This is a genomic window from Pseudomonas sp. GD03842 (assembly GCF_029841165.1).
Classification (GTDB): domain Bacteria; phylum Pseudomonadota; class Gammaproteobacteria; order Pseudomonadales; family Pseudomonadaceae; genus Aquipseudomonas.
The window spans coordinates 27,568-44,434 of the sequence record NZ_JAOCEA010000001.1 but is presented as its reverse complement, the minus strand read 5'-3'; the positions used below and the strand labels follow the sequence as shown (position 1 = coordinate 44,434).

19 protein-coding genes are annotated in these 16,867 nt (G+C 61.2%); 8 read left to right on the top strand and 11 right to left on the bottom strand.

Features of this window, described 5'->3' with window-relative positions; genetic code table 11:
• Positions 1-66: 66 nt before the first annotated feature.
• From N5D61_RS00225 to N5D61_RS00215, 3 genes are read right to left on the bottom strand one after another with little or no spacing between them, the layout of a single operon-like run.
• On the bottom strand, positions 67-987 hold the full coding sequence (locus N5D61_RS00225) for a 5'-nucleotidase (RefSeq protein WP_108238025.1): 921 nt from the start codon (positions 985-987) through the stop codon (positions 67-69).
• 42 nt (positions 988-1,029) lie between these two features.
• Positions 1,030-1,998 carry a putative 2-dehydropantoate 2-reductase gene (locus N5D61_RS00220; RefSeq protein WP_279890046.1) on the bottom strand — a complete coding sequence of 323 codons (969 nt, stop codon included), beginning with the start codon at positions 1,996-1,998 and terminating at the stop codon, positions 1,030-1,032.
• An 18-nt stretch (positions 1,999-2,016) separates the two neighbouring features.
• Positions 2,017-2,352 carry a thioredoxin family protein gene (locus N5D61_RS00215; protein WP_108238023.1) on the bottom strand — a complete coding sequence of 112 codons (336 nt, stop codon included), beginning with the start codon at positions 2,350-2,352 and terminating at the stop codon, positions 2,017-2,019.
• A gap of 270 nt (positions 2,353-2,622) precedes the next feature.
• Here N5D61_RS00215 and N5D61_RS00210 point away from each other — a divergent pair, with 270 nt between their 5' ends.
• The gene (locus N5D61_RS00210) at positions 2,623-3,699 is read left to right on the top strand and encodes a 3-deoxy-7-phosphoheptulonate synthase (protein ID WP_177411053.1); all 1,077 of its coding nucleotides are present in this window, start codon (positions 2,623-2,625) and stop codon (positions 3,697-3,699) included.
• A gap of 129 nt (positions 3,700-3,828) precedes the next feature.
• Here the strand turns inward: N5D61_RS00210 and N5D61_RS00205 are convergent, their stop codons facing one another.
• On the bottom strand, positions 3,829-4,110 hold the full coding sequence (locus tag N5D61_RS00205) for a GNAT family N-acetyltransferase (protein ID WP_177411054.1): 282 nt from the start codon (positions 4,108-4,110) through the stop codon (positions 3,829-3,831).
• A 630-nt stretch (positions 4,111-4,740) separates the two neighbouring features.
• On the opposite strand from N5D61_RS00205, the gene oprI reads away from it, so the two are divergent.
• A complete protein-coding gene (gene oprI, locus N5D61_RS00200; protein ID WP_025113130.1) occupies positions 4,741-4,992 on the top strand; it encodes an outer membrane lipoprotei OprI in 252 nt (83 codons plus the stop codon).
• Between the two features lie 151 nt (positions 4,993-5,143).
• Here oprI and N5D61_RS00195 read toward each other — a convergent pair whose 3' ends face one another.
• The 3 genes from N5D61_RS00195 to N5D61_RS00185 form a co-directional block, all read right to left on the bottom strand.
• Positions 5,144-6,112, bottom strand: a complete 969-nt coding sequence (locus N5D61_RS00195) for a L,D-transpeptidase family protein (RefSeq protein ID WP_108238020.1) — start codon at positions 6,110-6,112, stop codon at positions 5,144-5,146.
• A gap of 84 nt (positions 6,113-6,196) precedes the next feature.
• Complete coding sequence (locus N5D61_RS00190; RefSeq protein ID WP_108238019.1) at positions 6,197-6,493, bottom strand: hypothetical protein; 297 nt, start codon at positions 6,491-6,493, stop codon at positions 6,197-6,199.
• A 181-nt stretch (positions 6,494-6,674) separates the two neighbouring features.
• On the bottom strand, positions 6,675-7,280 hold the full coding sequence (locus tag N5D61_RS00185) for an arylesterase (protein ID WP_108238018.1): 606 nt from the start codon (positions 7,278-7,280) through the stop codon (positions 6,675-6,677).
• A gap of 10 nt (positions 7,281-7,290) precedes the next feature.
• Here N5D61_RS00185 and N5D61_RS00180 point away from each other — a divergent pair, with 10 nt between their 5' ends.
• On the top strand, positions 7,291-7,974 hold the full coding sequence (locus tag N5D61_RS00180; RefSeq protein WP_108238017.1) for an ABC transporter ATP-binding protein: 684 nt from the start codon (positions 7,291-7,293) through the stop codon (positions 7,972-7,974).
• Complete coding sequence (locus tag N5D61_RS00175; protein ID WP_279890040.1) at positions 7,974-10,484, top strand: ABC transporter permease; 2,511 nt, start codon at positions 7,974-7,976, stop codon at positions 10,482-10,484. The genes N5D61_RS00180 and N5D61_RS00175 overlap by 1 nt, the downstream gene beginning before the upstream one ends.
• Positions 10,485-10,520: 36 nt before the next feature.
• Here the strand turns inward: N5D61_RS00175 and greB are convergent, their stop codons facing one another.
• Both greB and N5D61_RS00165 read right to left on the bottom strand, forming a co-directional pair.
• Positions 10,521-11,009 carry a transcription elongation factor GreB gene (gene greB, locus N5D61_RS00170; RefSeq protein WP_108238015.1) on the bottom strand — a complete coding sequence of 163 codons (489 nt, stop codon included), beginning with the start codon at positions 11,007-11,009 and terminating at the stop codon, positions 10,521-10,523.
• A 102-nt stretch (positions 11,010-11,111) separates the two neighbouring features.
• A complete protein-coding gene (locus tag N5D61_RS00165) occupies positions 11,112-11,930 on the bottom strand; it encodes a shikimate 5-dehydrogenase (RefSeq protein WP_108238014.1) in 819 nt (272 codons plus the stop codon).
• A 230-nt stretch (positions 11,931-12,160) separates the two neighbouring features.
• Here N5D61_RS00165 and N5D61_RS00160 point away from each other — a divergent pair, with 230 nt between their 5' ends.
• Together N5D61_RS00160 and N5D61_RS00155 are read left to right on the top strand one after the other, a co-directional pair.
• A complete protein-coding gene (locus N5D61_RS00160; RefSeq protein ID WP_108238013.1) occupies positions 12,161-12,517 on the top strand; it encodes a hypothetical protein in 357 nt (118 codons plus the stop codon).
• Between the two features lie 251 nt (positions 12,518-12,768).
• Positions 12,769-12,951: a hypothetical protein gene (locus N5D61_RS00155; protein ID WP_108238012.1), complete on the top strand. Its 183-nt coding sequence runs from the start codon at positions 12,769-12,771 to the stop codon at positions 12,949-12,951.
• Between the two features lie 98 nt (positions 12,952-13,049).
• On the opposite strand, the gene N5D61_RS00150 is transcribed toward N5D61_RS00155, so the two are convergent.
• Positions 13,050-13,610, bottom strand: a complete 561-nt coding sequence (locus N5D61_RS00150; RefSeq protein WP_279890037.1) for a hypothetical protein — start codon at positions 13,608-13,610, stop codon at positions 13,050-13,052.
• A gap of 275 nt (positions 13,611-13,885) precedes the next feature.
• Between N5D61_RS00150 and pbpG the strand changes: the two genes are divergently transcribed.
• Positions 13,886-14,827: a D-alanyl-D-alanine endopeptidase gene (gene pbpG / locus N5D61_RS00145; protein ID WP_279890035.1), complete on the top strand. Its 942-nt coding sequence runs from the start codon at positions 13,886-13,888 to the stop codon at positions 14,825-14,827.
• Between the two features lie 148 nt (positions 14,828-14,975).
• The gene (locus tag N5D61_RS00140) at positions 14,976-15,434 is read left to right on the top strand and encodes a DUF2214 family protein (protein ID WP_108238009.1); all 459 of its coding nucleotides are present in this window, start codon (positions 14,976-14,978) and stop codon (positions 15,432-15,434) included.
• Between the two features lie 65 nt (positions 15,435-15,499).
• On the opposite strand, the gene N5D61_RS00135 is transcribed toward N5D61_RS00140, so the two are convergent.
• On the bottom strand, positions 15,500-16,819 hold the full coding sequence (locus N5D61_RS00135; protein ID WP_279890034.1) for an Nramp family divalent metal transporter: 1,320 nt from the start codon (positions 16,817-16,819) through the stop codon (positions 15,500-15,502).
• Positions 16,820-16,867 lie beyond the last annotated feature (48 nt).

Here is a 16,867-nt window from a genome sequence, read left to right as displayed (position 1 = left end):
GACCTCATGAGCGTAGCAGCGCGCAGAGGATTCAGCCGCTTGGATACAGCTTTTCGGTCTAACGGTTCACTGTTTTAGCTCATTGCTGATGCCATGGGGCACATGGCCAGTGGCGACGACTTCGCGGGCCTTTTCGCAATGGCCAGGCTGGTCATCGAAAAATACATCGGCGGCGAAGGCTTCCAGGAAGGCGGACTTATCGAGCCCACCCAAAAACAACGACTCATCCAGTCGAATGTCCCATTCGCGCAGGGTGCGGATGACTCGCTCGTGGGCCGGCGCCGACCGCGCGGTCACCAGGGCGGTACGAATCGGGCAGGCCTCTTCGGAAAACTCACGCTGCAAGAGGTTCAAGGCCGCGAGAAACGGCTTGAACGGGCCGCCCGGCAGCGGCAGGCGTGCGGCCTCGCGTTCACTGGCCTGAAAAGCCTCAAGGCCACCCGACTGATAGATACGCTCGGACTCATCGGAAAACAGCACTGCGTCGCCGTCGAACGCAATTCGCAGTTCGGCGCTGGCCGCGCGCCGGGCACCGCCGGACAGAATGGTCGCAGCGGCGAAGCCTGCGTCCAGCGCACTGCGCACATCGTCAGCGTGAGTGGAAAGGAACAGGTGGCTGCCGAAGGCCGCCAGATAGGGGAAAGGACTGCGACCACCGACGAACGCCGCACGGGAAATGTCCAGCCCGTAGTGCTGAATCGAGTTGAACACCCGCAGGCCCGTGTCGGCGCTGTTGCGCGACACCAGCACCACTTCGACCCGAGACTGGCTCAGGCTGGTGTTGAGGCTCAACAGCTTCTCCACCAGCAAAAACGCATCCCCCGGCTCAAGCACCTCGTCTTCGTGATCGATCTGGTACTTGCGATAGGCGGCAACGCCGTCTGCCATGTAAATGGCGTGGCTTTCGCGCAGGTCGAACAGTGCGCGTGACGATATGGCCAGTACCAATTTGTTGCTGGCGGCTTTCAAAGTCAGGTCATTGGCCATCGGTAGGCTCCCGTTCGTACGCGCTAAGCCAGGCGCCCGGCCTCAGCCAAACGCCCGTCGATTGGCGGTGTCGAGAAAGGCCAGGCTTTGAAACAGCGCGCGGACCCTGGGCATGTCCTGCCCTGCGGCCAGCGCGGCCGCCAAGGGCCTGACGTAAATTGCGTCGAGCTCCAGCGGGCGCTTCTCGATGAAGTCGTGGTACATGCTGGGACGATAGTCCGGCATCTTTTCGGTCAACGTAAACAGCTGTTGCGCATACCCTTCCGGCAGCACATGACCACAGGCTTCGGCACCTTGGACCACTTCGGCCATCAGGGCCTGAATCAACTCACGGCTGTGAGGATCTGCCATCAGCGGTGTTGTGCTGGCGTTGAGCAGCACCGAGAGGCCGTTATAAGGAACGTTCCAGACCAGCTTTTGCCAGCGCGCTTTGTCGAGATTGTCCATCGCCACCGAATCGATGCCAGCCGCATGAAACAACGCGGCGCCTTGCTCCACGAGGGATTGGCTCGCGGCAGTGTCGGTTGCCGGGCCGCTGTGGTAGCCGATATTCACCGCCCCAAAGGCCTGATGGGTGATTTGCCCAGGCCCTGTACGATGGACGCAAATGAAGCACAGACCACCCAGCAAATGCAGCGAATCGGGCAGCACGGCGCGCAGCGCCTCCTCCACGCCTAAACCGTTTTGCAGGTTCAACACCTTGGCACCCGGGGCGGCAGCGGCCACGATGGCAGGTCCGATGCTGTCGTTACCGGTGGTCTTGGCACCCACCAACAACCAATCGCAGGGCGGCATGTCTGCTGCGGAAGCGTAGGCTTGAACGGCGTCAAGGCGCAGGGGGCCATGCACGTGGCTGTCTACGTTCAGGCCCCGTTGCGAGACGGCGTTGAACTCACTGCGCAGCAGAAAATGCACGTCATAGCCGGCGCGTGCGAGCATCAGGCCATAAAATCCGCCGATGGCACCGGTGCCGATAATGCCGATGCGCGGCTTTTCAGGGGTGTGGCTCATGGCTTCCTCATTCGACATTCAGGGTAGATCGTCCGGGACTCGGCTCAAAGCGTGGGTCAATCCCTGGCTGATCGCGCCCACCGACAGTTCGCTGCGCAGGGCACCGTGGAATTCGCCATCGCGGACCACGAACAGCGCAGGCAGGTGAAAAACACCATAGCGCTGCACCGCGCCGCCGTTTTCCTCGGCATCTATCCAGCACAACCGCTCGACCGGCAGCGCCAGCTCCGGTAACCGCTGGCGCGCCCATCGGCAGTTGGAACAGCCCACACTGGTAAAAATGAGCAACGACGTGCCCGGCAGCGCCAGCAGTTGCTGATCGACATCGAAGTCCGTCAGGTTCAGTTGATCCACGCCGCTCTCCCAAGGTCTGGCGCACACTATATCCGCAAAACCCGCGGGCGTGAGCCCGCTGACGAACTGGCGGGCTGGTGGAGGGCGGCGGCATCGATGGGGCATTCACGTTCGCCACCTCACGTGCTGCACCGTCCACCCGGCCCGGATCGCACATTTGCCCATTGTGGAAATAAGGGTTAACGCGCTAAGGTTCCGCTCCCCGCTGCCCTAACCCTGCCGCACGCCACGTCCGCTGGCGGTCGGCACCGTGACCTGATGAGTAACACGATGGCTGATTTACCAATCGACGACCTTAACGTCTCCTCCAACGAGACCCTGATCACTCCGGACCAGCTCAAGCGCGAAATTCCCCTCACCGCGGCCGCTCAGGCCACCGTGAGCAAGGGCCGCGAAGTGATCCGCAACATCCTCGATGGCAAGGACCACCGCCTGTTCATCGTGATCGGCCCTTGCTCGATCCACGACATCAAGGCTGCCCACGACTATGCCGATCGCCTGAAAGCCCTGTCTGCCGAACTGTCCGACACCCTCTATCTGGTCATGCGCGTCTACTTCGAGAAGCCGCGCACCACCGTGGGCTGGAAAGGGCTGATCAACGACCCGTATCTGGACGATTCCTTCAAGATTCAGGACGGTCTGCACATCGGTCGCCAGTTGTTGCTGGATCTGGCCGAGAAAGGCCTGCCGACCGCCACCGAAGCGCTGGACCCCATCTCTCCGCAGTACTTGCAGGACCTGATCAGTTGGTCGGCAATCGGTGCGCGCACGACCGAATCCCAGACTCACCGCGAAATGGCCTCTGGCCTATCCTCGGCGGTAGGTTTCAAAAACGGCACGGACGGTGGCTTGACCGTGGCGATCAACGCCTTGCAATCGGTCTCCAGTCCGCATCGTTTTCTGGGCATCAATCAGGAAGGCGGCGTGTCCATCGTGACCACCAAGGGCAACGCCTATGGCCACGTGGTGCTGCGCGGTGGCAACGGCAAGCCCAACTATGATTCGGTCAGTGTCGCCCTGTGCGAACAAGCGCTGGCGAAGGCGAAGGTCAAGCCGAATATCATGGTCGACGCCAGTCACGCCAACTCCAACAAGGACCCAGCCTTGCAGCCCCTGGTCATGGAAAACGTCGCCAACCAGATCCTGGAAGGCAACGAGTCGATCATTGGCCTGATGGTCGAGAGTCATTTGAAATGGGGTGCGCAGTCGATTCCCAAGGATCTGGCCGATCTGCAGTATGGCGTTTCGATCACAGACGCTTGCATCGATTGGGAAACCACCGAGAAGACGTTGCGCAGCATGTACGCCAAGCTCAAGGACGTGCTGCCCAAGCGCAAGCGCGGCTGACGGTCAAGGCTTCCGCCGTCAGCACGACGTCGATTGGACTTGCCGAGCGCAACTTCTGTCACCCGGCGTACAAGCCATGAAAACAACAACGCCGAGCTTAGGCTCGGCGTTTTTCATTGCAGCAATCGATCAGATCCGGGCTGCCTGGCGCTGATGGCGCTCCATGTAACGTTCGACATACGAGCACGACGGGATCACGGTGTAGCCATTGCTTTCGGCATAATCGAGGGCCACTTTGGTCAGCGCCGCCGCAATGCCTCGCCCCCGCAATGCATTGGGGACGAACGTACGATAGATGTCCAGGGTCTGCTTCCCCAGGTCCATGTACGTCAGGTAAGCACGGTGACCGTCGATATTGATTTCGAACTGGTGACCGGCCTCGTCATGGTGGATAGACAACGCCTCGCTCATCACTGCTCCTCGCGGGTCTTGGAATTGGACCCCTACCTTACCCATCTTTATTCGGCGAAGGAACCTCTGCGCCGCCCCGTGCCTGATTTGGACACGAGAAGGTTTCGCTTCTCCATCAAATGAGCACCTGCAAATAGTAGGCGCCATTCTCGAGTCTGCTCAAGTGAATCAACGGCAAATGCACTGCCGCACATCCGACGCACTGTGCGTGGAACCTGTCAATGCTGACGAATGTCCATTGAGACGCGAACGGCCCGGCGAAGTCACGTTAAATACTGCCGAACCAGCATGCCGGTCGAACTTCGTCTATAAACAGAAAAGCCGCGGGAGTTTGACCTCTGTCGGCTAGGCACTGAAAAGGACGTGGCCGACCTGTTGCCTGGTGTTGTCAACGTGCACTTCATGGGGCCTGCTTGCAACTCATTGGCAGACGTAGTGGCCTGAAAAGGCTGGTTTTTTTCGCAGAAAAAGCGTGAGGATTCGCACGGAACGCTTTCAAAGCAAAGAATTTTATGCGGTTCTTGCGCTTGGTCCGTTTACTTACTACAAACAATGAGTACTATGTACGCCGGTCATTTTCTCATTTTCGAGAGATGATTAACTTGAAAGAAGTCCTTTAAGGGGAACACGATGAACAACGTTCTGAAATTCTCTGCTCTGGCCCTGGCCGCCGTTCTGGCTACCGGTTGCAGCAGCGCCTCCAAAGAAACCGAAGCTCGTCTGACTGCTACCGAAGACGCTGCTGCTCGTGCACAAGCTCGCGCTGACGAAGCCTATCGCAAGGCTGATGAAGCACTGGCTGCTGCTCAGAAAGCTCAGCAAACTGCCGACGAAGCCAACGAGCGTGCACTGCGCATGCTGGACAAGGCTAGCCGCAAGTAATAATCCCTCGGGATTGTTGATAAAGCCGGTCCGGTTTCGGACCGGCTTTTTTATTGCCCGCGGCCTGGGCACTGTTTCCGGGCGATAAAAAACCCGCTCACCCTGCCCTTTCCTCAGGCCCGGTGAACGGGTATTGGCGCGACCGACGTGATTACTGCAGCGTCATTTGCGTCGCATTGCTCGCCGGTGCAGGGGCGCCCGGTACAGCAATTTCCACCGGCATGCCGTCTTCGGCCGCCACCACATCACGCACTTCATCCCAGTTGATGCGCAGGCTGTTGGCCAGGTCTTCACGTTTGAGCAAGGCGTTGATCACCGCCGTGTGCTTGTCGACGACCGAGGGATTGCCGCTTTCGTCCAGGGGTGTGTGGGCTTCCAAGTACACCTTGCCACCACTGACCCCGAACTTGTAGGGCTCGTTGATGATCCGGACGGTGGTACCCACCGGCACCATGTCAGCCATTTCCAGCACGTTATTGTTGTACATGCGGAAGCAGCCGTGGCTGGTGCGCATGCCGATACCGAACTTCTTGTTGGAGCCGTGGATCAGGTAGCCCGGCACGCCCAGCCCGAATTTGAACGGCCCCAACGGGTTGTCCGGACCGGCTGGCACGACGTTGGGCAAGATGTCACCGTCGGCGGCGTGCTCGGCCTTGATCGATGCAGGTGGCGTCCAGGTAGGGTTCGGCGTCTTGGCGGTGACCTTGGTGGTGGACACTGGAGATCCCCAGCCCTCACGGCCGATGCCCAACGGGAAGGTGTACACCACGTTCCGGCCCTTGGGGTAGTAATAGAGACGGTACTCGGCGAGGTTGATGACGATCCCCTCGCGCGGACCGGGTGGCAGGATGAAGCGGGTCGGCAGGATGATCTGGGTGCCGGCGCCCGGCAGCCAGGCATCGACGCCAGGGTTGGCCGCGATCATCTCCAGATAGCCCAGGTCGTAGCGGGTGCCCAGGTCGGCGAAGGTGTCTTCGTATTTGGCGGTGACGGTCTGCACCTGGCCGATGATGTCTTCGCCCGGCGGCGGCAACGGAAATTCCAGGGCAGAAACAGGGCCGGCCGCACACAGTGCAGCGAGCGACAGACAGCGAGTGAAAGCTGAAATGCGCGACAACATCCGAGGGAATCCTTGGGTAAGCGAAGGCGTGAATGAGCGCGATTGTACACGCCTGCCAGCGCCTTCGGGAGTGGGCGCGACGGCTTACGACCCGGCGTCGATCTCGGGCCAGATCGGGTGCATGCCGCGGCGCTGCGCGTCGATGATCGCGCGGCACAACGGGCACAACCGCTCATCCTGATAAATCGCCTGCTCCACGCCGGACCAACGCGGCTGAGCGGGCAGCAGCGTGCCGCATAGCGTACGGTCGGCGGAGCCCGCCAGTTCCAGTTGCCGGGCGACCAGATGCACACGCACTTCCTGACAGGCGAACAGGTCAAGCTGTTCGTCGGGTTCGATCAGTTGATAGGCAAAAAGGGACCAGGCGGGACGGCGGGGCATGGAGAGCTCCAAATCGGGGGCGCAACCTTAGCCGAAAGCCAGCATCCAGAAAAGGGCTGAAAGCCTTTAATTCAGATGGCTGGGAAGATTATTGCGGCGCGTGCGGCAGGGCCGTTCAAGGCCTGCCGCAAACCGCTGGCATCAATGATCACGAGCATCGCCACCGAAGGCTGATCCGCACCTACAGAAGTGGCTTGAGCTGCGGCCAGACGTTATCCAGCAGCCTGGGCTGCGCATTGGCTGCCGGGTGCAGGCCATCCGCTTGAGTCAGTTCAGGAACGCCGCCCACGCCTTCGAGCATGAACGGCACCAGCGCCACCTTCTTCTCGGTCGCCAGATGGGTGTATACCGCCTTGAACGCCTCGGTGTAGCGCGCGCCGTAATTGGGCGGAATCTGCATGCCCAATAACAGTACCTTGGCCCCGGCCGCCTGGGCGCTGTCGATCATCGACGCAAGATTTTGTTGCAATTGGGCAGGCGGTTGTCCGCGAAGCCCGTCATTACCACCCAGTTCGAGCACCACCAATTCCGGTTTGTGTGCTGCAAGCAGCGCAGGCAGACGCGCGAGGCCGCCCGCACTGGTGTCGCCGCTGACCGAGGCGTTGACCACTTTGTGGGCATAACCCTGCTCCGCCAAGCGCTTTTCCAGCAGGCTGACCCAACCCAGGCGGGTATCCAGGCCGAAAGCCGCGCTGATACTATCCCCCACGATCAACACCGTGCCTGCCATGGCTCCTTGAGACAACAGCAGCAACCCCAGGCCAGCACTTAATAACCACGCACGCATCGGACTCTCCATGAGCGAAAGTATTCTCAGTGCCCGGGCCCTCAGCAAAGTGGTCCCCAGCACCGAAGGTGACTTGACCATCCTGCACGAACTCTCGATAGAACTGAACAAGGGCGACACACTGGCCATCGTCGGCGCGTCCGGTTCAGGGAAGTCCACGCTGCTGGGCCTGCTGGCCGGACTGGACCTGCCCAGTGCGGGCTCGGTGACACTGGCAGGGCGCAATTTGAGTGAGCTCGATGAAGATCAGCGCGCCCGCGTCCGCGCCGAACACGTGGGTTTCGTGTTTCAGTCCTTTCAGTTGCTCGACAGCCTGAACGCCTTGGAGAACGTCATGCTGCCCATGGAACTGGAAGGCCGCAGAGACGCGCGGGACCAGGCCCGTCACCTGCTCGAACGGGTGGGGCTGGGCAAACGTCTGACCCACACGCCAAAGCAACTGTCCGGCGGCGAACAGCAACGCGTGGCCATTGCCCGGGCGTTCGCGGCCGAGCCCGACGTCCTGTTTGCCGACGAGCCCACCGGCAACCTTGACAGCCACACCGGCGAACGCATCAGCGACCTGCTCTTCGAACTGAATCAAGAGCGCAACACGACGCTGGTGCTGGTCACCCATGATGAGCGTCTGGCCCATCGCTGCCGTCGCCTGATCCGTCTTGAAGGGGGACGTCTGGTCGCCCCTATGGAGCCCTGATGGCCCGCCTGCCGTTCATGCGTCTGCTCAGCCTCGCCACCCGCCAATTGCTGCGCGATGCCCGCGCCGGCGAGTTGCGCGTGCTGTTCTTTGCCTTGGTAGTGGCCGTCGCCGCCAGCACGGCCATCGGTTATTTCGGCGCGCGGTTGAACAGCGCCATGCTGCTGCGCGCCACCGAGTTCCTCGGCGCGGACTTAATCCTGAGCGGCTCGACTCCAGCCAGCCCGGAACAGATTCAAGCAGGGACTTCACTCAAGCTCGACCACTCCCAGACGGTGGTCTTTTCCAGCGTGGTTGCCACGGACAACGGCATCCAGCTGGCCAGCGTCAAGGCGGTCGATGACGCCTACCCCTTGCGCGGGGAACTCAAGAGCGCCGCAGCTCCCTATGGGGCGGAAACCACCGGTGGCGAACCCGGGCCCGGAGAAGCCTGGGCTGAACCGCGTATCCTCGTCGCACTGAACCTTCAGGTGGGCGATCAGATCGACGTGGGCTCGACCACCTTGAAGCTGACCCGCGTCCTGACTTATGAACCCGATCGGGCGGGCAATTTCTACAGCCTGACGCCCCGGGTGATGATCAACCTCGCGGACCTGGCCGCCACGAAGGTCGTACAGCCGGGAAGTCGCGTGTCATTCCGCGACCTCTGGCGCGGTAGCCCCGAAAGCCTGGCCGCCTATCGCAAAGCCGTCGAACCCGGGTTGGCGCCCAATCAGAAAGTCGACGACGCACGCGATGGCAACCAGCAGATCGGCGGGGCACTGGGCAAAGCCGAACGCTACCTGAACATGGCCAGCCTCGTCGCGGTGTTGCTCGCCGGGGTGGCGGTGGCCTTGTCGGCGGCGCGGTTCGCGGTGCGGCGCTTCGATGCCAGCGCATTGCTGCGCTGCCTGGGCCTGTCACGCAAGGAAGCGCTGGTGCTGTTCAGTCTGCAATTGATGATGCTCGGAGTAACGGCCAGCATGATCGGCGCCCTGCTCGGCTGGTTCGCGCAATTGGGCCTGTTCTATCTGCTCCAGGACCTGCTGCCTGCTGCCGTGCCACCGGGCGGCTGGTTACCTGCAGTGGCGGGCGTAGGCACCGGGCTGGTGGCATTGGCCGGTTTTGCCTTGCCACCGCTGGCGGCGTTGGGCCGCGTACCGCCGCTGCGCGTATTGCGCCGTGACATGCTGCCGGTGCCCGCCAGCACCTGGCTGGTCTACGGGGCGGCACTGCTGGCGCTCGGGCTGATCATGTGGCGCCTGAGCCTCGATCTGGTGCTGACATTCGCGCTGCTGGGTGGCGGTCTGATCGCCGCGCTGGTGCTTGGCGGCTTGCTTTTGCTGGCGCTGCGCAGCCTGCGTCGCCTGCTGGCAGGTGCCTCGCTGCCTTGGCGCCTGGGCCTGGGCCAATTATTGCGCCATCCGCTGGCGGCGGCCGGTCAGTCCTTGGCATTCGGCCTGATTCTTCTGTCGATGGGGCTGATAGCCCTGCTGCGCGGCGAATTGCTCGACACCTGGCAGAACCAGTTGCCCAAGGACGCGCCGAACTACTTCGCGCTGAACATACTGCCCGCCGAGCGCGATCACTTCGCCGAGCGCATGGGCCAGTTGTCGACTCACACTGCGCCGCTGTACCCCATGATTCCCGGGCGGTTGATGAGTATCAACGCGGAGCCGGTCAGCAAGTTCGTCACCAAGGACTCCCGGGGCGAGAACGCCACCCAGCGGGATCTGAACCTGACCTGGTCCGCTCACCTTCCCGAGGGCAATACCGTCACCGAAGGCCAGTGGTGGGGCGACCCACTCCTCGCCGGGCAGCGCCTCCCGGGCGTGTCGGTGGAAAGCCAACTGGCGAAGAGCCTGAACATGAAACTGGGTGATACCTTGAGTTTCGTGATCGGCGGTGCGACGTACGATGTGACCGTGACAAGCCTGAGGGACATCAACTGGGACACGTTCCAGCCGAACTTTTTCGTGATCTTCCAGCCAGGCAGCCTGAAAGATGTGCCAACCACCTACCTCACCAGTTTCTACCTGCCGCCCGGCCATGATCAGCAAATCGTCGAGTTGTCCCGAGCCTTCCCGGCAGTGACGATCCTTCAGGTGGAGGCCTTGCTGGCACAACTGCGCAGCATCCTCGATCAAGTGACCCTTGCGGTTCAATACGTGCTGTTGTTCGTGCTGGCCGCCGGTCTGGCGGTGCTGTTCTCCGGTTTGCAAGCCACGCTGGACGAGCGCATCCGGCAAGGGGCCCTGCTGAGGGCGCTTGGCGCCAACCGCAGGTTGCTGACGCAAGCACGTCGGATCGAGTTCGGCCTGCTGGGCGCGGTCAGTGGACTCTTGGCTGCGCTGGGGTGTGAGTTGGTGAGCCTTGTCCTGTACCGTTATGCCTTCCATCTGGAATGGTCGCCCCACCCCTGGCTATTGCTGGTGCCGCTGATCGGCGCGGCGTTAGTCGGTGCAGCGGGGGTGTTCGGCACACGCAGGGCACTGAATGCGAGCCCGTTGACCGTGTTGCGCGAAGGCTAGATGGGTGTGGCCGAAAGCGCTGCTGTCGGCCACGTTTCAACCCGCGACCCGGTAGTCGATCTTCGTCACCCACCAGACCTTTTCCCCGGCGGGCACCCGCACGGTCACCTCGTCGCCGACTTCCTTCTTGAGCAGCGCGCGGGCCATGGGCGAATCGATGGAGATGTAATCCATGCGCCCGTAGATTTCGTCGTAACCGACAATCCTGAAGCGCTTGGTCTCGCCCTCTTCGTCTTCGACTTCTACCCAGGCACCGAAAAACACTCGACCTTCCTGTTCCGGTGAGTACGCCACCACGCGCATATCTTCCAGACGTTTGCGCAAGTACCGAATACGGCGGTCGATTTCCCGAAGCAGTTTCTTGTTGTACTGATAGTCGGCATTTTCACTGCGATCGCCCAGGGAAGCCGCCCAGGCAACCTTCTGGGTGATGTCCGGCCGGTGCTCGCGCCAGAGATAATCCAGCTCTTTTTTCAGCGTTTCATGGCCTTCGGTGGTGATGATTTTGGTGCTGGTCTCTGACATTCACTGTGTCCAAACGGTCATCGGGGAGGTGAGTCGAGGCCGTGTTCGACCTTGATGGCCCCGGCGACGAGGCCATCAGGGTCATCGGCGTCACTGGCCGGGTCAGACCGGCTCGCGGGCAAAGGCGGCAGCTGCCTGATATTGCGCCTCGCTAGGGGTCACCCCGGTGTACAGGATGAACTGTTCGAGCGCTTGTATCGCCGCAACCTGATCACCGGTGATCACCCGCTTTCCGAACCTTTGCGCTTGCAGAACGAAGGGCGTAAGGGCAGGCGTAGCCACTGCATCGAACGCGGTGTCCGCTGCCTCGATCGCTTCAGCCTCGAACGCCAGCACCTGCGCCTGGTCCCCCGCCATGCCCAAAGGGGTCACGTTCACCAGCAGCGGCGGACGCTCAGCACCCAACTCGGGCTGCCATTCGAAACCGCAGGTGCGCGCCAGCGCCCTGCCTGCCACCTCGTTGCGCGCGACGATCAAGCCATCCGTAAAACCGGCATCGCGCAACGCACAGGCCACCGCCTTGGCCATTCCACCGCTACCCCGCAAGGCAAATCGGGTGCGTGGCACCGCGTGAGTTTCCACCAATTGCGCCACGGCGATGTAGTCAGTGTTGTACGCCTTGAGGTGACCGTCCGTATTGACGATGGTGTTGATCGAGTCGATGGCCGCTGCGGACGGGTCCATTTCATCGACCAGTGCAATGCAAGCTTCCTTGAAAGGCATCGACACACCACAACCGCGAATGCCGAGGGAGCGCATTCCCGCAATGGCCGCCGAAAGATCGCTAGGTGAAAAGGCTTTGTAGTAGAAATTCAGCCCCAGTTGTTGATACAGGTGGTTATGAAAGCGCACACCGAAGTTGCCGGGGCGGCCCGCCAGCGACATGCATAGGCGGGTTTCTTTACTGGCTGTCACGAACATGAAATCTCCCGAACGGTATTAGGTCGCCCCACAGGAAAAGCGTAGAATTCAGGCGCTTGCGGTTTTAAGCGCGAGCAACGTGATCAATAAGGCTTTTCGAATACCTTACACAAAATTTACGCAACGGCTCTCGCAGATTTTTGGAATTCGTTGTCTGATCAGTTATCCCGTGGCAGTGCCTGAGCGTAAAGCAGGCCCGCGACAACGGGACTGAACACCGAGGAACAGTCATGATTCGTCACATCCCCAAGGTTGCCTTGTTGTTAGGTGCCCTCGCCCTCGCTGGCCAGGCTGAAGCCCATGGCGGCGGTCCAGGCTGGGGTGGAGCAGCAGTGATCGGCGCGGTGGTCGGCGGCGTCGTCGGCGCGGCCGTGGCTTCCGGCCCTACGTATGTGGCGCCGGCACCGGTGTACGCGGCGCCAGCGCCGGTGTATTACGCACCGCCACCGCCACCACCGGTGTACGTACAGCCAGCCTATGTCGTTGAACGCCCGGTCATCTATGGGCCCCGCTACTATGGCCCGCCACGCTATTATGGCCCGCCACCCGGTTACTACCATGGCTACCATGGCGGCGGCCGCTGGTGACAGCCCGGCTGATACCGTCCAACGAAAAAACCCCGCTCGCCAAAGCGGGGTTTTTCTTTGTGTGCAGCCCATAACGCGCAGGCATCGCTTGAGCCCACCGTTCGCCAAAATGCGGAAGCCCGCACACGCCTGCCTTCTTCGTGTGCAGATTCTTGACCCCCTGCACCATCAATGACGACTATCGAAAGCAGTGATTTCTACGCGAAGTCATCGAGTCTTAAAGTAGCCCCCATAGATGGATGGAGGCACTTATGACCAAGGTTCAAATCATGTCAGTCGTCGGCAGCGCCGTTCCCGCGTCGCTTCGTGAGCGCGGTCTGTTGGCTTGCTGGTACCTCATGCAGAACGGTGAGCCGGTCAGCGGTCCTCTCTCCTCGTTGCCAGCGGCCAAGGCCCTCTCTCGGCAATTGGAGGATCGTCAGCTCAACAGCTGATTCCGTCACCGCTCATCCCTGGAATCGTGCGTTGCTCCGCACTTCCCTTTAGCCCGCATCCCCTGACGCGGGCTTTTTTTTGCGTGGCGAAATCGAGGTCAGACGCGCTCGGCCATGGTCGCGTTGACCTGGCAGCGATGGGCCAGTTTCTGCAGGCGCTTCTCCAAGGCGTTCAATACCACCCGGTCGGACCGCCCGCTTTCCAGTTCCTCGATCAGGTCATTGGCGACCAACCGCAACTCGTGGGCGATGACCACGCGGTCGTCGTTCTGATCCAGCTTGTGCGACTCGAACAACCGGTGCAGGTAATCGTCCAGCCCCCGCTGCAGGCGGTGACGGTCGGCCGCGCGCAGATGCACCAGATTGACGGTGATTTTCGCCAGCAGCTCGTTGAGTTCACCGCACAGATACTGCATGCGGCGCGCGTAGCCGGTTTCCCGGTCGCGCACCTGCTTTTGCTGGAACGCCAATTCCTGGCGCCTCTGAATTGCCGGTATCGCGATGGCCATTATCAGCCCGACGATCAGGCCGATGGCTTGAATCCAGCCGGCCCAGTCCGAAGGCCGGGCAAACAGGCCGACAACGAGCAAGAGCCCTGCAACGACCGCCGCAGCGAACACCACCGAGGCGTAGTCTTTGCTGATAAACCCTTTGGGCATTGCACAACTCCTAGGTCACTTCGAATGAGGGGGGTCAGTGGCGTCGAATGCTAATCGGTGCATGAGCGCAGTGCCATTGTTATCAGCACTCCAACCGGCAAATACACCCTTTTTGCTGCGTTGACCTGAACGGATGCCATACGAGCGGCTTTTAATATCAAAACGTCCTATCCAGCCCATCGACATCTTCAGAAACATGCTCCTAAAATGCGCCCATCTTGTTGTCGTGCTTGGAAAAAGTCGACCGTTCTTTCCGTATCTTCATTTAGTGAGCGTTGCTCTTGAACATTCGCACCTCCCTCATCAGCCTGTTTTTTGCTTTTACAGGCGCGGCACTGTCCACCGGTGCCCTTGCGAACGAACCCGCTGCTTTCAATCGTGACCCGGCCAATCTTCACCTGGCCTCTGGCAGCGCCATGATCACCGACCTGCAAACCGGCCAGGTCCTGTATTCCAGTAACCCTGATGTCATCGTGCCGATTGCCTCGGTGACCAAGCTGATGACTGCCATGGTCACCCTCGATGCCAAGCTGCCCATGGACGAGATGATCAAGGTGGACATCTCCCAAACCGCCGAAATGAAAGGGGTCTTTTCGCGGGTCAAGCTGGGCAGCGAGCTGAATCGCCGCGACATGCTGTTGATCACCCTCATGTCGTCGGAAAACCGCGCCGCAGCGAGTCTGGCTCACAGCTACCCGGGCGGGTACCCGGCGTTCATCAAGGCCATGAACGCCAAGGCCAAGGCGCTGGGCATGAGTCACACCGTGTACATGGAGCCCACCGGCCTGTCGGTGTACAACGTCTCGACAGCGCGGGACCTGACCAAGCTGGCGCTGGCGGCGCGCAACTACCCGCTGCTGCGCGAGCTGAGCACCACGCAGGAAAAGACGGTCACTTTCCGCAAACCCACGTACAGCCTCGGGTTCAGCAATACCGACCACCTGGTGCGCAAATCCAACTGGGACATCAAGCTGACCAAGACCGGCTTTACCAACCAGGCCGGGCATTGCCTGGTGCTGTTGACCAGCATGGCCAATCGTCAGGTCTCGGTGGTGATTCTGGACGCCTTCGGCAAGTACACCCACTTCGCCGATGCCAGCCGCATGCGGTTGTGGATGGAAACCGGCAAGAGCGGTCCGGCGCCGGAAGTCGCGTTGCAGTACAAGAAGGAAAAGAACCTGGTGATGAAGCAGAAAGGTCTACAGGCATCGGACTGACCTCGCGCGGGTCGTCCCTGGCCGTTCTCCTGGAAGGCCAGCGCCTTTTCTGACAACAGTTTCATCCGCGCCAGCCAGCAGAACCCCCGTGACCCGCTAAGCTTGCAACGTCAATGCTCGCTTCAGACAGGCTCGGGGGAGTTCAATCATGGTCGTCAAGTGGATAGTGGCTGCGCTGCATTTACTGGCCTTCGGCTTTGCATTGGCGGCGGTACTGGCTCGCGGCCGCGCCTTGCGGCGGTTGCGCAAGGACGACCCCCGCTCGTTTCGCGACGTGTTCGTGGTCGATAACATCTGGGGCGTTTCGGCGGGGATTCTGCTCATCACCGGCGCCTTTCGAGCGTTTGGCGGGCTGGAGAAAGGCTCTTTCTACTACCTGCATCAACCGCTGTTCCACCTCAAGATGACCGCGTTCGTGGCGATCCTGGCGCTGGAAGTCGTCCCGATGTTCGCGCTCATCAAATGGCGCATCGCATTCAAGAAACAACAGCCTGTCGACACCTCCCTGTCCCGTCGTTTCGCGCGGATCAGCCACATGGAGGCGGCGTTGATGGTGATCATCGTCATCGCCGCGACCGGCATGGCACGGGGCATCCTGCTGAGCTGATCGCTTCGCCGCGCGCCGTGCCGCCCGTCCCTGGGTGGGCCGCATCGACGAAGCAAACGGCAGACTCACATCACCCAAAGCACCATCAACGTCACATTCGCCCCTGAGATCAGGCCAAACAGGCCCCAGCCCAGCGCCTTGGTCAACCGGCTGTTGGCAAACGGGCCCATGAGCTGTTTGTCGCTGGTGAAACGAATCAATGGCCACAGGGCGAATGGCAGTTGCAGGCTGAGCACCACTTGACTCAAGACCAGCATTTTGCCGACCGCGCCATCGCCGAACCAGATCACCCCCACCAACGCCGGGATCAATGCCAGGGCGCGGGTGATCAAGCGACGCTGCCAGCAAGGAATCTTGGCCTTGAGAAACCCTTCCAGCACCACCTGACCGGCGATGGTCCCGGTGAAGGTCGAGCTCTGCCCCGCCGCCAACAGTGCAATGCCGAATAACACGCTGGCTAGCGCGCCGCCCACCAGAGGGTCGAGCAGGTGGTACGCATCCTGGATTTCCACCACATCCGCATGCCCGGTGCCATGAAAGGCCGCCGCAGCCAGAATCAGGATCGCGGCGTTGATGACGAGCGCCATGCTCAGCGAAGCAATGGTGTCGATGCGCGCAAAACGAATCGCGCTGGCCTTGCTCTCCCGTGAGGCGCCATTGACGCGGGTCTGGACCACCGAAGAATGCAAGTACAGGTTATGCGGCATGACCGTCGCGCCGAGGATACCGATGGCAATGTACAGCGGCTCCTGCTGGCTGAGCACATCCCACGACGGCTTGAGGCCTGCCGCCACGTCCGGCCAGAAAGGTTTGATCAGCACCAGCTCGACGAAGAAGCAGGTGGCGATGGTCGCGATCAGGCCCAGCACGATGGCCTCCAGGCGGCGGAAGTTAGCCCCCTGCAAGGCGAGCACAATGACGGTGTCAAAGGCGGTCAACGCAACCCCGGTGGTGATCGAGACGCCCAGTAACAAGTGAAAGGCCAGTGCGGCACCGAGCACTTCAGCCAGGTCCGTGGCCAGGATCGACAATTCCGCCAAGACCCATTGACCCATGCCGACGCGGCGGCTGTAACGTTCGGCCGACAATTGCGCGAGGTCGCGGCCTGTGGCGATGCCCAGGCGCGAGCAGAGGTTTTGCAGCACCATGCCTGACAGGCTCGCCAGCACCACCACGAACAGCAAGGCGTAGCCGAACCGCGAGCCGGCCTCGATGGCGGTGGCCCAGTTGCCCGGATCCATATAGCCGATAGAAACCAACAGGCCGGGACCGACGAACAGCATCAGCTTGCGAAGGAGCGAGGCGTTAGGCGGGATCGCGACGCTGTCGGTCACGGCGGAGGGGCAGAACGGCGCGGTGGCCGTGGTCGGGAGTCTGTATTTCACGGGGATCCGAAGGCTGGTTGCGAACAGCCTTGAAGCTTAATCGCAAGG